General features: G+C 48.8%; 11 protein-coding genes. 3 read left to right on the plus strand and 8 right to left on the minus strand.

Going from position 1 to position 15,486, the window contains the following annotated elements:
• Window positions 1-30: 30 nt before the first annotated feature.
• Window positions 31-1,260 carry an adenosine deaminase family protein gene (locus PSI9734_RS05065; protein WP_173920047.1) on the plus strand — a complete coding sequence of 410 codons (1,230 nt, stop codon included), beginning with the start codon at window positions 31-33 and terminating at the stop codon, window positions 1,258-1,260.
• On the opposite strand, the gene PSI9734_RS05070 is transcribed toward PSI9734_RS05065, so the two are convergent.
• The 4 genes from PSI9734_RS05070 to PSI9734_RS05085 form a co-directional block, all read right to left on the minus strand.
• Entirely contained in the window at window positions 1,257-3,701 is a 2,445-nt protein-coding gene (locus PSI9734_RS05070) for a putative bifunctional diguanylate cyclase/phosphodiesterase (protein WP_173920048.1), read from the minus strand. The genes PSI9734_RS05065 and PSI9734_RS05070 overlap by 4 nt on opposite strands.
• On the minus strand, window positions 3,698-4,567 hold the full coding sequence (locus PSI9734_RS05075; protein WP_173920049.1) for a substrate-binding domain-containing protein: 870 nt from the start codon (window positions 4,565-4,567) through the stop codon (window positions 3,698-3,700). Before PSI9734_RS05075 ends, PSI9734_RS05070 begins: the two co-directional genes overlap by 4 nt.
• Window positions 4,568-4,776: 209 nt before the next feature.
• Window positions 4,777-5,334, minus strand: coding sequence for a single-stranded DNA-binding protein (gene ssb, locus PSI9734_RS05080; RefSeq protein ID WP_173920050.1), 558 nt, complete (start codon window positions 5,332-5,334; stop codon window positions 4,777-4,779).
• 18 nt (window positions 5,335-5,352) lie between these two features.
• Window positions 5,353-6,735, minus strand: a complete 1,383-nt coding sequence (locus tag PSI9734_RS05085) for an MFS transporter (RefSeq protein ID WP_173920051.1) — start codon at window positions 6,733-6,735, stop codon at window positions 5,353-5,355.
• Window positions 6,736-6,842: 107 nt separating this feature from the next.
• Here PSI9734_RS05085 and uvrA point away from each other — a divergent pair, with 107 nt between their 5' ends.
• Both uvrA and glsB read left to right on the plus strand, forming a co-directional pair.
• On the plus strand, window positions 6,843-9,668 hold the full coding sequence (gene uvrA, locus PSI9734_RS05090; RefSeq protein WP_173920367.1) for an excinuclease ABC subunit UvrA: 2,826 nt from the start codon (window positions 6,843-6,845) through the stop codon (window positions 9,666-9,668).
• Between the two features lie 4 nt (window positions 9,669-9,672).
• Window positions 9,673-10,629, plus strand: a complete 957-nt coding sequence (gene glsB, locus PSI9734_RS05095) for a glutaminase B (protein ID WP_173920052.1) — start codon at window positions 9,673-9,675, stop codon at window positions 10,627-10,629.
• A 466-nt stretch (window positions 10,630-11,095) separates the two neighbouring features.
• Here the strand turns inward: glsB and tuf are convergent, their stop codons facing one another.
• The 4 genes from tuf to rpsL form a co-directional block, all read right to left on the minus strand.
• The gene (gene tuf, locus PSI9734_RS05100; protein ID WP_173920053.1) at window positions 11,096-12,280 is read right to left on the minus strand and encodes an elongation factor Tu; all 1,185 of its coding nucleotides are present in this window, start codon (window positions 12,278-12,280) and stop codon (window positions 11,096-11,098) included.
• A 59-nt stretch (window positions 12,281-12,339) separates the two neighbouring features.
• Window positions 12,340-14,463, minus strand: a complete 2,124-nt coding sequence (gene fusA, locus PSI9734_RS05105; protein ID WP_173920054.1) for an elongation factor G — start codon at window positions 14,461-14,463, stop codon at window positions 12,340-12,342.
• A gap of 27 nt (window positions 14,464-14,490) precedes the next feature.
• Window positions 14,491-14,961 carry a 30S ribosomal protein S7 gene (gene rpsG, locus PSI9734_RS05110; RefSeq protein ID WP_173920055.1) on the minus strand — a complete coding sequence of 157 codons (471 nt, stop codon included), beginning with the start codon at window positions 14,959-14,961 and terminating at the stop codon, window positions 14,491-14,493.
• Window positions 14,962-15,039: 78 nt separating this feature from the next.
• Window positions 15,040-15,414, minus strand: coding sequence for a 30S ribosomal protein S12 (gene rpsL / locus PSI9734_RS05115; protein WP_173920056.1), 375 nt, complete (start codon window positions 15,412-15,414; stop codon window positions 15,040-15,042).
• Window positions 15,415-15,486 lie beyond the last annotated feature (72 nt).

Consider the following 15,486-nt stretch of genomic DNA (forward strand, 5'->3'; position numbering starts at 1 on the left):
TTCTATGACAAATTAATAGGAGGAATTACGATGACCCAACGCTATAGCCATGAGTTTTTGAAAGCCATCCCAAAAGCTGATTTACATCTACATTTAGACGGCAGCCTGCGCCCAGATGGTTTAATTGAAATGGCAAAGCGTAGTGGTATCGAGCTTCCTTCTTATACGGTCGATGGTCTTTACGATCTGGTATTTAAAGAAAGTTACAATGACCTTGGCGAATACCTAAATGGCTTTCAGTATACCTGCGCGGTGCTGCGCGATATGGAAAACCTAGAGCAAGCAGCGTACGAGCTGGCAATGGATAACCTAGCTGAAGGGGTTATTTATATTGAGGTTCGCTTTGCCCCACAATTGATGATGGACCCGAGCCGTGGCATCGACTTTGACCGTGTCATGCACACCACCAATGCTGGCCTGCAACGCGCCAAAGCTGAATACAATAGCCAAGCAGACGTACAAAGCGGAGCTAAACCACCTTTTGATTACGGCATTATTAACTGCGCCATGCGGATGTTCGGCAATAAGGGCTTTTCGCCTTACTACACTCAGTTGTTCCAAACCTTGCGCGACCATAAGCCTAAACAGGTTATCAAAATTGCGGCAATGGAAATGATTCGAGCAAGTATCCGTTTACGTGACGAAGAAGGTTTGCCAATTGTTGGGCTCGATATCGCAGGTCAAGAGATGGGGTATCCAGCCCATGAGTTCAAAGAAGTTTATGAGTATGCCCACCAAAACTTCCTCTTAAAAACCGTTCATGCCGGTGAAGCCTATGGTGCTGAAAGTATTTTTGAAGCCTTGACCCAATGCTATGCCGACCGTTTAGGGCACGGCTACTCGCTGTTCTCACCTGAAATGATTCAAGACCCGAGTATCGAAAATAAACAAAGCTATGCCAGCCAACTGGCGTCGTTTATCGCCGACCGTCGCATCGCCGTTGAAGTCTGTATTACCAGTAACCTGCAGACAAACCCGACGATTGGTGATGTCAGCAACCATAACTTTAAGCACATGTTTGACCATCGCCTGGCCACCATCATTTGTACCGATAACCGACTGGTTTCCCGTACCACGGTGACACGCGAATACGAACTTGCACAACAAGTCGCCGATATACCGCTCAAACGCTTAAAAGATATGGTCGCTTACGGCTTCAAAAAGAACTTCTTCCCACAAGACTACTTAGCTAAACGCGCTTATGCGAAGCAGGCACTACAGTACTTCGACAAAGTGGCGGCAGAGCATAACGTTAGCTAATTCAAATTGTTCACGAAGCGTTGGTGGAACTCGGCTGTTGGCTGCGGCTTTGCAAATAAATAGCCTTGTAACACCATCGCTTTATCTTTGCCGGCTAGGTAATCGGCCTGGGCTTTGGTCTCGACGCCTTCGGCAACAGTTCTAAAACCTAAGTTCGTGGCGATCGCAATAATCGAATCAATAATTGCACGTTGGCTTGGGTCATCAATGCTTTGCACAAAAGCTTTGTCTATTTTTAGCTCTTGCAAAGGCAGTTTTCGTAAATAGGCCAACGACGAATAACCGGTACCGAAATCATCGATTGAAAATGCCACTCCGCGCTTTTGCAACGCTTGCATTTTGTCCTTGATGTCAGCGGTATTATCAACAAATAAGTTTTCGGTAACTTCAAGTATCAAGCGTGATGCATCCGCACCCGAGTGTGCTAAGTGACGCTCCACCTGTTCGACAAAACCATATTTTCGGAAATGCCGCGGGCTAATGTTAATAGCAAGGGTCAACGGTTCGGGTAGCTTGCTCAATTCAATCAACGCCTGGCTAATAACCCAGTCGCCAATATCGGCAATAAGGTCTGTCTGCTCTGCAATGCCAATAAACTCCGCCGGTGAAATAAGACCACGTTCCGGGTGTTGCCAACGAATTAAGGCTTCCGCGCCAAGCAAGCTACCAGTGGTCGACATTTGCGCTTGCAGGTAGAGCCTTAGGTCGCCACTATCGATAGCGGCGCGCAGTTCACGCTCTATTTCAAAGCGATGCTCAAGCTCTGTGCTGTAGCTGACGTCGTACACTGCAGTCTGGTTACCACCATTGGCTTTCGCCGTATGCACAGCTGTCTCTGCATGGCGAATAATAGTATCCGCTGACTCGGCCGATTCTGGGTAGACGATAATACCCGCACTGGCGGTAATCGATACCTTTTCACCCTGTATTAACATCGAGTCGTTAAGTATCGCTAAGGTTTCAGCGACCACCTGTTTTGCCTGTCGCAAAAGATCTTTCCGAGAACCTCTGCGCGGTGGTAAAACGAGCGCGAACTTATCGCTATCAAGGTTGGCAATATAGCTATTATTAATTTGCACGCCCTGGTGGCGTAGGCGGTCCGCCGTTTCCTTCAACACAAGATCACCAAAGGCAAAACCGCGAACATCATTTAACCGCTGCAAACCGTCAAGGTCAAACAGCGCAACGATACCAAACTGCTTGGCTTCGGCTTTTTCTAAAAGTCGTGCTAAGTGCTGGTTGCAACTCACTCGATTCGGTAACTCGGTAAGTGGATTGTAGTAGGCTAAGTATTCAAGCTTGGCCTCTGCCTCAACCCGTTGGGTGATATTGAGTTTACTTGCTAGATATTTTGTCACTCGGCCCTTTTGATCGCGCAGGGGAGAGATGGTTGCCCACTCACGGAACTCCTTGCCGTCTTTGGTACGATTATAAAGCTCGCCGCGCCAAGTTTTACCTTGTTGCAAGCACTGCCATAACTGTTGATAGTCTTTCGCTGGGGTTCGCCCAGACGCCAGTAGACGCGGGTTCTTGCCCTTCACTTCAGCACTGGAATAGCCGGTAACCTCAGTAAAGGCCGGGTTTACATAGGTTATGTTACCGGCCAAATCGGTCATCATAATGCTTTCACTGGCCTGCTCTACCGCGGCCGATAATTGCCGAAGCTTGTTCTCGCGTTGCTGCCGTTCTCGCACTGATAACCGCAGCTTATAACCTAGCATGGCAAACTCATTGGGCACTCTCATCGGTAGCTGTTTACTATCAACGACACCTGTGCGACCAAACTGATTCATTGCTGCCAGCAACTGTTTTGCCGGTATGACCGCCCAACGTTGAAGCCCAAACCAGAGCAGAATGCCAGCACCGACCACAGCCACGAACATAAACACTAACGGTAACCAAGGCACCGTATTCAATTGGTACCATGCCGGCGCGTGCAGATACTCGGCGATCAATAAATTCGGTGTTGGTTGCTGGGAAAAAGTGAATTGCTCAAGAATTGGCACAATAGCTACGAAGTGCTGATGTTGTGGATGGAACACAATCATCGAAGCCCCCGTTTCGGCGGCCTTTTGTAGTTGCCCGGGCTCTACTTCGTTAAGCAGTGTCGTCAATGTGCCCGCAAGAAGGTTCGGCTGATACACCGCAATCAATTCCTTACTGGGAGTGATAATTGCCGCGTTACTGATGCGTGGATGCACATGCAATTCACTTATTAACTCATCGATAGCGACCTGACGCTGGTAAAAGTACATACGATTAAACGAACCTTGCGCAACGGTCAGCCCACTACGCAATTCTATTTCAGCATTAACACGAGCTTCTTGCTGTTGCGCTTCAATTAGGAAATAAGCAAGCCCGGCGACCATCACCGTAAGGACACCGACGACTAATGCTGTTACCTGCACACTTAGGTGCTGCCACCAGGAGAGTGTTCTCATAATGCTTGTTCGACTATGTTTGGACAGGCGCCGAGCACCGCAGCTTGCTGAGCCGCACCGGTTGCTTCATAAGCGGCAATTGCCTTGGGCATGTCTTCCTGCAATAGCTGACGAAACGCTTGTTGCTGTTCAGCGGAGGTCACAAACTCGATAGTATCGAGAGCCTTCGCAAGTTGCTCTGAGTTATAATTGCTGAGCTTTTGAAGCCCTTGCATAAAGTCTGCATCGTCGCCGGCTAAACGCTTTAATGTTTGCGGCCACGTGCGCTCTCTGAAATCACTCACTAAAGGTTCAAAAAGCTGCCACCGTGTTCGGTCCACTAAGAGTACATTTGTGACATGCATGGTCGGATGGCTCGAGTCAAAAATGACCTTCGCGCCGCGATGTCGCAACGGTTCAATAAAAGGCTCATAGGTAACAATTAAATCAACCTTATGCCCTGTCCAAGCAGCTGCTTGTTGTTGCGGCTGAAGCGCCTGTATCTCGATGCGTTCTTGGCTCACGCCGTGATGCTGCAACCACTGATTTAAAACGTACCGAGCTAAGTGGCTATCTTCCATACCGACACGAATCGTGTCCTGTGAGTCCACCTGCCAATCGTGTCTCGCCAAAATTGCATCGGCCCCAATTGAGCGGGCGGTGATCATGGCAATGCAGTAGCTGTTTTCCGAAAGGGTGTTGAGGCTAAGCGCATTACTTAACGACAAAAACGCCCCTGCCGCCGCCTTGTTGCTAAGCATTCGCGATAAGCTTGAGTCCGACACTAAGCGTATGATTTTTAAGTTATCTGGCAGGCTTGCCGGTGCAACGACACTAGTGTTGATAATTGGCGCTGTACCCAGCCATGGATTACTAATTAAAACCATGGGTCGGGGAGCTGGATCGCAGCCAGCGAGGAGTATAGCTACGGCTGCAAGGAGGTACCGAACAAGCATTGAGTATCGCTCTTTGAATTAGAGGAGTTTATCTATGCTTTAGTTTAGCAGTTTTAAAGAGATACTAAAGAAAAACCCTATAAATTATAGGGTTTATTCTAAGACTAGTAACTTGTGTGACGCTTTTATCTTTGTATTCCTTAGAAAGGAATGTCGTCATCGAACTCTTGGTCTGGCGTAAAAGGTTGCGGCTCAGGCTGTTGCGCTGGTTGCTGACGTTGTTGCTGCTGGCCCGACTGTTGCATCGGCTGCTGGCCTTGTGGCTGGGCTTGTTGCGGCTGCGCCTGACGCTGCGGCTGTTGCTGTTGCCCACCCTGCTGGTATTGACCACCACCGTAGTTGCCTTGCCCGCTACCGGGACGACCGTCGAGCATTTGCATTTCGTTGATAACGATCTCAGTGGTGTAACGTTCAACACCATCCTGACCTTGCCACTTACGCGTCTGCAAGCGCCCTTCAACGTAAACTTTCGAACCCTTCTTAAGATACTCACCCGCAATTTCAGCTAAGCGACGGTAAGCCACACAACGGTGCCACTCGGTTTGCTCGCGCGGCTCGCCGGTTTGCTTGTCTTTCCACGTTTCACTGGTGGCAATCGACAGGTTAGCAATCGCGGTATTGTTTTGCGTATAACGAACTTCTGGATCGGCACCTAAGTTGCCGATAAGTATAACTTTATTAATGCCACGACTGGCCATGCCCTGCTCCTATCTTATCTATTGGTACGACGCTACCAGCGCCGTAATCACTTGTTCATTGTAATCGGTTTTGTGAACTTTTAAATAGGCAGTTTTCTCACTTCCTACAATTCGTACTTCTTCGACACCCTCAGCCGTTGCCAACGCATCTGCCAGCTGTTGCTGTTCTTCGGAATTTAGTTCGCGCAATTTAAAGCTAACATTTTGCCATTGAGGGGGTGGATTCATGCCAATACTTATCGCTAGCCAACAGACGAGCAGCACAACGCTAAACCAAACAACGCCGGCCAAACCAAAGGATTGCAGTAAACTACCGCCGGCGAGCCCGCCCACAAACGCCCCAGCAAATTGTGCTGTCGCATAGACGCCACTGGCACTGCCTTTGCGCCCAGCAGGCGCGAAGCGGGTTAAACTTGAAGGTAAGGTGGCTTCAAGAAAGTTAAATCCGGTAAAAAAGAGGATAATCGCCAAACTATAAATCAGCCAGCTACCTTGTGCCCATCCGATAATGCCTACGGCAACAATAATGCAGACAATTGCCACACGGAAAAATTGCGGTTGTTTTCGCTTTTTCTCGGCAACAATCAACATCGGAATCATAAATGCAAATGAAGCGATGAGTGTCGGTAGGTAAAGCCAAGCATGACTTTCACTGGCGAGACCGCCCTGCACTAACTGCGTCGGGACTACCACAAAGAAGGCAGTCAATAAGCAATGCAAGATAAACACGCCACCGTTGAGCCGTGCCAGTTGCGGGTGCTTAGCGATTTGCCCTAGCTCGGCCAAGTTCGGCAGTAAGTCACCACGCGCAGCCCGTACTTCAACTTTGGGAATTGCCAAAGCAAATACCAGTAGCCCAAATGCGGCACTTACCGCGGTAAAAATAAACAGCCCTGATAAACCTATATGTTGACCTAGCAAGGGACCCAGCACTAATGCTAAGGCAAACGATAGACCAATACACATACCGATCATGGCCATTACTTTTGGCCGCTGAGAGTCGCGCGTAATGTCTGCCGCAAGCGCTAGTATCGCTGCGGCGATGGCGCCCATACCTTGCAACGCACGGCCAATCACAACGCCGGTTAGACTGTCAGCATAAGCAGCGACTAAGCTACCGATAATAAACACCACTAGTCCGCCGATGATCACCGGCCGTCGGCCTATTTTGTCCGACAACATCCCCATCGGAATTTGCAGTAGCGCTTGCGTAAGGCCGTAGGCTCCTATCGCCAGCCCCACTAAAAGTGGCGTATAGTCAGGATAATTTTTTCCATAGATCGCCATCACCGGCATGATCAAAAACAGCCCTAGCATCCGTAAACCAAATACGGCAGCTAAAGCACCCGATGCACGGCGTTCTACGGTAGTAAGACGTTGATCGTTCGAAGACTTAGGCATCTATCTCTCAGCGTTGCTAGAAAAATTCGATGGTGATTGTACCAGAAGGTGGTCACTGTGCGATAATACTCGATTCATTTTCGCCAACGGAGTTACAGGTTACAACTATGGACTTTATTGAAGTACGCGGCGCTCGCACCCATAACTTAAAGAATCTGCAGCTGACAATGCCTCGCGATAAGCTCATCGTGATCACCGGCCTCTCAGGCTCGGGAAAATCGTCGTTGGCGTTTGATACGCTTTACGCTGAAGGCCAACGTCGGTATGTCGAATCGCTTTCGGCCTATGCTAGACAGTTTTTATCGTTAATGGAAAAACCCGACGTGGATAGCATCGAGGGCTTATCTCCAGCGATTTCGATTGAACAAAAATCGACCTCGCATAACCCGCGCTCAACCGTTGGTACCATTACCGAAATCTACGATTACCTGCGTTTAATGTTTGCCCGCGTGGGCGAACCACGCTGCCCAGTCCACCATGAACCACTGGCTGCACAAACTGTGTCACAGATGGTTGACCAAGTACTCGAGCTACCTGAGGGTGAAAAGCTGATGCTGTTGGCACCGATCATTCAAGATCGTAAAGGTGAGCATACAAAAGTACTTGATAACCTGGCGGCGCAGGGCTTTATTCGCGCACGCATTGACGGGGAGCTATGTGACTTAAGCGATCCACCCGCACTGGAGCTACAAAAAAAGCATACCATTGAGGTTGTGGTTGACCGTATTAAAGTACGTGAAGGCATCGAGTTGCGTTTAGCTGAGTCGTTTGAAACTGCTCTTGAGTTAAGCGGTGGCACTGCCATAGCTGCGCCCCTCGATGCAGACTCCACGCTCGAAGCCATGGTGTTCTCGGCCAACTTTGCATGCCCACAGTGTGGCTACAGCATGCAGGAACTTGAACCTCGGTTGTTCTCGTTTAACAACCCGGCCGGTGCCTGTAGTTCCTGTGACGGTTTAGGTATTGAACAGTTTTTTGACCCGCAACGCGTCATCAATAATGGTGAATTAAGTTTAACCGGTGGCGCCATTCGAGGCTGGGACAAACGTAACTTTTATTATTATCAGATGCTACAGTCGCTGGCGAAGCACTATGGTTTTGATCTTAACCAGCCCTTCAACGCCTTGAGTGAAGAGCACCGTAAATTCATTCTATACGGTAGTGGTCGTGAAGAAATCGAATTTAGCTATATGAACGATCGTGGTGATCGCGTAGTTCGTAAGCATACGTTCGAGGGCATCATTCCCAATATGCAACGTCGCTACCGGGAAACCGACTCGACCGCGGTTCGCGAAGAGCTTTCAAAATACCTCGCCGCGCAACCTTGTAAAAGCTGTGGCGGCGCACGGTTGCGCGAAGAAGCTCGTAACGTCTTCGTCAACAACACCACGCTGCCCGAAGTGGTCGAGCAGTCGATCGGTGCGGCACTTGAGTTTTTCGAAGGCTTGGAGCTCGATGGCCAACGTGCGCAAATCGCTGAAAAGATCCTGAAAGAAATTAACGACCGACTAGGTTTCTTGGTCAACGTAGGGCTTAATTATTTAAGCCTCTCGCGTAGTGCCGAAACCCTCTCTGGCGGCGAAGCCCAACGCATTCGTCTGGCGAGTCAAATTGGTGCCGGCTTAGTGGGTGTGATGTATGTGCTTGATGAACCCTCCATTGGTTTACATCAACGCGACAATGAGCGCTTATTGAATACACTGACGCGGCTGCGCGACCTTGGCAATACCGTGATTGTGGTCGAGCACGATGAAGACGCTATACGTGCAGCAGACCATGTGATTGATATCGGCCCTGGCGCGGGCGTGCATGGAGGTGAGATTGTCGCCCAAGGCAGCATCGACGATATCCTCGCAAGTGAGCGCTCGCTTACCGCGGACTACCTGTCGGGCCGTAAGGAAATTGCGATTCCCCAACAACGCCATCAAGCCACCGACAAATGGCTGACATTGAGTGGCGCCTCCGCGAATAACCTCAAAGACGTTACTTTGAAGCTACCTATCGGTTTGATGTCCTGTGTGACGGGTGTGTCGGGCTCAGGTAAGTCGACCCTCATTAACGACACGTTATTCCGGATCGCCCATCGTGACCTGAACAAAGCAACAGCGATCGAACCGGCGCCGTATAGCGACATTGATGGCATGCAGTACCTCGATAAAGTGGTGGATATTGATCAAAGCCCTATCGGCCGTACGCCGCGCTCGAACCCAGCCACTTACACCGGTATTTTCACGCCTATTCGCGAATTGTTTTCAGGTACGGAAGAAGCACGCTCGCGTGGTTACAAGCCGGGCCGCTTTAGTTTTAACGTGCGCGGTGGCCGCTGTGAAGCGTGCCAAGGCGATGGGATGATCAAGGTAGAAATGCACTTTTTACCCGATGTTTATGTGCCTTGTGATATTTGTAAAGGTAAGCGCTACAACCGCGAAACCTTGGAAATTAAATACAAAGGCAAAAGCATTCATGAAGTACTCGATATGACCATCGAAGATGCTCATGAATTCTTTGCCCCTGTGCCTGCAATTGCACGTAAATTACAAACCCTAATGGATGTTGGCCTCAGCTACGTGCGTTTAGGGCAGTCCGCAACCACCTTGTCGGGCGGTGAAGCCCAGCGGGTTAAGTTATCCCGTGAACTGTCAAAACGTGACACCGGTAAAACGCTCTATATTTTAGACGAGCCGACCACGGGTCTTCACTTTCATGATATTCAACAGTTGTTGGCGGTACTCCATCGCCTGCGTGACCATGGCAATACCGTGGTGATTATCGAACACAACCTCGATGTCATTAAAACCGCTGACTGGATTGTCGATTTAGGCCCTGAGGGTGGCGCCGGTGGCGGTGAAATTCTCACCGAAGGCACGCCAGAGACCATTGCAAAAAGCGATCGTTCACATACTGCAAGGTTCCTCGCGCCTATGCTAAAGTGAAGCTATGACACATGATGTGATTAGCGGTGGGCAGCCGATTCATGCCCCAGACAACCTTAAGCCCCTGTTGCAGGACATCCTGCAACAGGCGCAGTCTGTTCACGATGGTAAGGTGGCCGACTATATTCCGGCGCTTGCCCAAGTAAAACCAGATTATTGCGCCCTTACGGTCGCGACGTTAGATGGTCGCGTTACCTCAGTGGGTGATACCGATACCCCATTTTCAATTCAGTCCATTTCAAAAATATTTGGCTTAATGCTAGCGATGGAGCGCGTCGGTGAGTCTTTGTGGGAACGGGTGCAAATGGAGCCCTCGGGGCAGCCGTTTAACTCTATTGTTCAGCTTGAGTGGGAACGCGGAATACCACGGAACCCAATGATCAATGCCGGTGCTATTTTGGTGAGCGATGTCTTGGTTAGCCATTACTCGGCCAGTAAGTCGGCGGTTCTAAGCATGGTGCGTGGGCTCTGTAATAGCGGCAATGTATGCGTTGATAGCCAAGTACACGACTCCGAACGCGAACACGGTGCGCGCAATGCCGCCCTAGCCTATCTGATGAAAAGCTTTGGTAATATCGAAGCCGATGTGGAAGAAGTGTTAGACCACTACTTCTGGCAATGCGCCCTAACCATGACCACCGAAGAGCTTGCACGTAGCCTAGCTTTCCTTGCAAATCGGGGAAAATGCCCTCACAGCGGCCAGCAAATCACCTCTCATCGCGATGCCCAGCGCATCAATGCCTTGTTAAGTACCAGTGGCATGTACGACCAATCAGGGCAGTTTGCATTTACCGTAGGACTTCCTGCCAAAAGTGGCGTCGGCGGAGGTATTGTTGCCATCGTACCTGATTACGGTGTAATTGCGGCGTGGTCGCCACCGCTGAATAGCTTTGGGAACTCGGCGAAGGGAATGGCGATGATTCGTAACTTAGCAAATCAACTCGGCTTGAGTGTATATTAAGAGCAAGAGCGATGTTGGATGTTTGATGTTCGCTGTTTGTTGAAAGCTAAGAGCAAGAGCGATGTTGGATGTTTGATGTTCGCTGTTTGTTGAAAGCTAAGAGCAAAGGCGCTGTTGGTTTTTGATTTTTCAAACAGCGAACATCTAATAGCAAACATCGCTTTCGTTTTTGGTCTTTTCAAACAGCAAACATCGAACATCAAACATCGCTTTCGTTTTTGGTCTTTTCAAACAGCGAACATCTAATAGCAAACATCGCTTTCGGTTTTGGTCTTTTCAAACAGCGAACAGCGAATAGCAAACATCGCTTTCGGTTTTGGTCTTTTCAAACAGCGAACATCTAATAGCAAACATCGCTTTCATTTTTGGTCTTTTCAAACAGCGAACATCTAATAGCAAACATCGCTTTCGTTTTAGGATCAAAAAAGGGAGCCGAAGCTCCCTTTTTAAATAAACGCCAGCTAGATTAGTCAATAATCTTAGAAACTACGCCTGCGCCTACTGTACGGCCACCTTCACGGATTGCGAAGCGTAAACCTTCGTCCATCGCGATTGGGTGAATCAGTTCAACAACAAATTTCAAGTTGTCGCCTGGCATGACCATTTCTACGCCTTCTGGTAACTGTACTGCGCCAGTTACGTCAGTTGTACGGAAATAGAACTGTGGACGATAGCCTTTAAAGAATGGCGTGTGACGGCCACCTTCTTCTTTGTTCAATACATATACTTCCGCTTCGAATTTCGTGTGCGGAGTGATTGAACCTGGCTTCGCCAATACTTGGCCACGTTGGATCTCGTCACGCTTAGTACCACGCAACAACGCACCGATGTTCTCGCCTGCACGACCTTCGTCAAGCAATTTACGGAACATTTCAACACCAGTTACGATGGTCTTGGTGGTGTCTTTGATACCAACGATTTCTACTTCGTCACCTGTGCGAACGATACCACGCTCTACACGACCAGTTACAACGGTACCACGACCTGAGATCGAGAATACGTCTTCGATTGGCATGATGAACGGCTTATCGATATCACGCTCTGGCTCTGGAATGTAGCTATCTAAAGCTTCTGCCAGTTCGATGATTTTCGCTTCCCACTGCTCTTCGCCTTCCAACGCTTTCAACGCTGAACCTTGAACAACTGGTAAGTCGTCACCTGGGAAGTCGTATTCTGAAAGCAATTCACGTACTTCCATTTCTACCAATTCCAACAACTCTTCGTCGTCAACCATGTCACATTTGTTCATGAAGACAACGATGTACGGAACGCCTACCTGACGTGAAAGCAAGATGTGCTCACGCGTTTGTGGCATTGGGCCGTCAGTTGAAGCGACTACCAAAATCGCGCCGTCCATTTGCGCAGCACCGGTGATCATGTTTTTCACATAGTCAGCGTGTCCTGGGCAGTCAACGTGTGCGTAGTGACGCGTAGGAGTGTCATACTCTACGTGTGAAGTAGAGATGGTGATACCACGCGCTTTTTCTTCTGGAGCGTTATCGATTGCTGCGAAGTCTTTCGCTGCGCCACCATAGGTTTTAGCCAATACAGTGGTGATAGCTGCAGTCAGAGTAGTTTTACCGTGGTCAACGTGGCCGATAGTACCGACGTTCACATGCGGTTTCGAACGTTCAAATTTTTCTTTTGACATGACTTTTCCTTAACTTAAGTTAAAAGTCCGGTCCCATAGAGAACCGGACCAGACTCTACTTAATCTTTAGTTTGACGAGCAGCAATAACCTGCTCAGCAATGTTGTTTGGTGCTTCAGCGTACTTCAAGAATTCCATTGCATAAGATGCACGGCCCTGAGTCTGCGAACGCAGGTCAGTAGCGTAACCGAACATTTCTGATAATGGAACTTGCGCGCGAACTTCTTTCAAATCACCTGGAGCATCTTCCATGCCTTCGATGATACCGCGACGACGGTTCAAGTCACCAACTACGTCACCCATGAATTCTTCAGGGGTCACAACTTCAACTTTCATCATTGGCTCTAGAACTGCTGGGTTCGCTTGCAACGCGCCTTTTTTGAACGCCATGCTACCGGCAATTTTAAATGCCATTTCAGAAGAGTCAACATCGTGGTATGAACCATCATACAACGTTGCTTTAACGCCAAGTACTGGGTAGCCCGCAAGTACACCATTCTGCATTTGCTCTTGGATACCCTTATCAACCGCTGGAATGTATTCCTTCGGTACCACACCACCTACGATTTCGTTGACGAACTCGTAGTTTGGCGTTTCGTCGTCGGTAGGATCAAAGTCCATTGGCTCAAGTTTCAACCAAACGTGACCAAACTGACCACGACCACCTGATTGACGTACGAATTTACCTTCGATTTCCACCGCTTGGCGGATGCTTTCACGGTACGCAACCTGAGGCTTACCTACGTTACATTCTACGTTGAATTCACGCTTCATACGGTCAACGATGATATCAAGGTGAAGTTCACCCATACCAGAGATGATCGTTTGGCCTGATTCTTCGTCAGTTTTAACGCGGAAAGACGGATCTTCTGCAGCCAATTTACCCAAAGCAATACCCATTTTTTCTTGGTCTGCTTTAGTTTTTGGTTCTACAGCAACAGAGATTACCGGCTCAGGGAATTCCATCCGCTCGAGGGTAATGATGTTGTTCGGATCACATAAAGTATCACCGGTAGTTACGTCTTTCAGACCGATTGCAGCAGCGATGTCACCAGCCAAGATCTCTTTGATCTCTTGACGGTCGTTCGCGTGCATCTGAACCATACGGCCAATACGCTCACGCTTGCTCTTCACTGGGTTAAATACTGTATCACCTTGTGATACGACACCCGAGTAAACGCGCAAGAACGTCAAAGTACCAACAAACGGGTCCGTTGCGATTTTGAACGCCAACGCTGAGAAGGGTTCTTTATCGTCAGACTTACGCACGCCTTCAGACTCATCGTCCAAAATACCGCGAATTGCTTTTACTTCGGTTGGTGACGGCAAGTATTCGATGACAGCATCCAATACCGCTTGCACACCTTTGTTCTTAAATGCAGAGCCACACAAGGTAAGAACGATTTCGTTGTTCAACGTACGCTCACGTAAACCTTGTTTGATTTCAGCTTCTGACAACTCACCTTCTTCAAGGTATTTGTTCATCAGCTCTTCATTAGCTTCTGCAGCAGCTTCTACCAACTCGTTGTGAAGCTCTTCAGCTTCATCTTGAAGTTCCGCAGGAATGGCTTCATAAGTGAAGGTCATGCCTGAGTCTTCTTCGTTCCAGTTGATCGCTTTCATTTTGATAAGATCAACCACACCTTTGAAGTTGTCTTCTGCGCCGATATTCAAATGAATCGGAACTGCAGTCGCGTTCAAACGAGTTTTAAGCTGCTCAACGACACGCATGTAGTCGGCACCAGCACGGTCCATCTTATTGACGAACACCATACGTGGTACTTCATACTTGTTAGCCTGACGCCATACAGTTTCAGTTTGCGGCTGCACACCAGATGAACCACAAAGCACAACTACGGCACCATCAAGTACACGCAGTGAACGTTCTACTTCGATGGTGAAGTCAACGTGTCCTGGAGTATCGATGATATTTACGCGGTGCTCTGGGAACTGCTGGTCCATACCTTTCCAGAAACAGGTAACCGCAGCTGAGGTAATAGTAATACCACGCTCTTGTTCCTGTGCCATCCAGTCGGTAGTTGCTGCACCGTCATGTACCTCACCTAATTTGTGAGACAGACCAGTGTAAAACAACACACGCTCTGTGGTGGTTGTTTTACCTGCGTCTACGTGAGCACAGATACCGATATTACGGTAGCGCTCAATCGATGTTTTACGGGCCATAAATTCCTCTTTAGCTTTACTGTGTTTTTACCAGCGGTAATGAGCAAACGCTTTGTTTGCTTCGGCCATACGGTGGACGTCTTCACGCTTCTTCACAGCAGAGCCTTTGTTTTCAGATGCGTCTAGCATTTCACCAGCTAGGCGCTGAGCCATGGATTTTTCACCCCGAGTACGCGCGGCATCAACTAACCAACGCATAGCCAGTGCATTACGACGCACCGGACGAACTTCTACTGGTACTTGGTAAGTTGAACCACCAACGCGGCGCGACTTAACCTCTACCGTAGGACGAACGTTGTCCAATGCGGTTTCAAAAACTTCTAAGTGCTCTTTCTTTGTCTTTTCAGACATGATGTCTAAAGCACCGTAGATAATTTGTTCTGCGACAGATTTTTTGCCGTCAACCATGACGACATTGATAAATTTAGCCAACAACTCTGATCCGAACTTAGGGTCCGGAAGGATTTTACGTTGACCAATGACGCGTCTTCTAGGCATCTTAATATTCTCCGATTAATTCAGGGTATTACCCAAAACTTACAATTTACAGTGTTTGGCCTTACTAACGGAGAACCGTTAAGACTTCGGCCGCTTCGCGCCGTACTTCGAACGGCCTTGACGCCGATCGTTTACGCCAGCACAGTCAAGCGCACCGCGCACTGTGTGATAACGAACACCTGGCAAGTCTTTTACACGACCGCCGCGAATCAATACGACTGAGTGTTCTTGCAGGTTGTGACCTTCACCACCGATGTACGAAGAAACTTCGTAACCGTTCGTCAAACGCACACGGCATACTTTACGTAGCGCTGAGTTCGGCTTTTTCGGGGTGGTTGTGTAAACACGGGTACATACACCGCGTTTCTGTGGGCAAGACTCAAGTGCCGGAACGTTGCTCTTAACAACCGGCTTATGACGTCCTTTGCGCACCAGCTGATTAACTGTTGCCATTCATAACTCCTGGTTTTGTTGATGTCGCTCAACAGGGTGAAAATCCAAATTCCCCACAACAACGGGCTAAAT

The organism is Pseudidiomarina piscicola (assembly GCF_902806985.1).
In the GTDB taxonomy this organism is placed as follows: domain Bacteria; phylum Pseudomonadota; class Gammaproteobacteria; order Enterobacterales; family Alteromonadaceae; genus Pseudidiomarina; species Pseudidiomarina piscicola.

Coding starts and splice junctions, on each gene's coding strand:
- PSI9734_RS05065 (WP_173920047.1), top strand. CDS start 31: ATGACCCAACGCTATAGCCATGAGTTTTTGAAAGCCATCCCAAAAGCT.
- PSI9734_RS05070 (WP_173920048.1), bottom strand. CDS start 3,701: ATGAGAACACTCTCCTGGTGGCAGCACCTAAGTGTGCAGGTAACAGCA.
- PSI9734_RS05075 (WP_173920049.1), bottom strand. CDS start 4,567: ATGGTTTTAATTAGTAATCCATGGCTGGGTACAGCGCCAATTATCAAC.
- ssb (WP_173920050.1), bottom strand. CDS start 5,334: ATGGCCAGTCGTGGCATTAATAAAGTTATACTTATCGGCAACTTAGGT.
- PSI9734_RS05085 (WP_173920051.1), bottom strand. CDS start 6,735: ATGCCTAAGTCTTCGAACGATCAACGTCTTACTACCGTAGAACGCCGT.
- uvrA (WP_173920367.1), top strand. CDS start 6,843: ATGGACTTTATTGAAGTACGCGGCGCTCGCACCCATAACTTAAAGAAT.
- glsB (WP_173920052.1), top strand. CDS start 9,673: ATGACACATGATGTGATTAGCGGTGGGCAGCCGATTCATGCCCCAGAC.
- tuf (WP_173920053.1), bottom strand. CDS start 12,280: ATGTCAAAAGAAAAATTTGAACGTTCGAAACCGCATGTGAACGTCGGT.
- fusA (WP_173920054.1), bottom strand. CDS start 14,463: ATGGCCCGTAAAACATCGATTGAGCGCTACCGTAATATCGGTATCTGT.
- rpsG (WP_173920055.1), bottom strand. CDS start 14,961: ATGCCTAGAAGACGCGTCATTGGTCAACGTAAAATCCTTCCGGACCCT.
- rpsL (WP_173920056.1), bottom strand. CDS start 15,414: ATGGCAACAGTTAATCAGCTGGTGCGCAAAGGACGTCATAAGCCGGTT.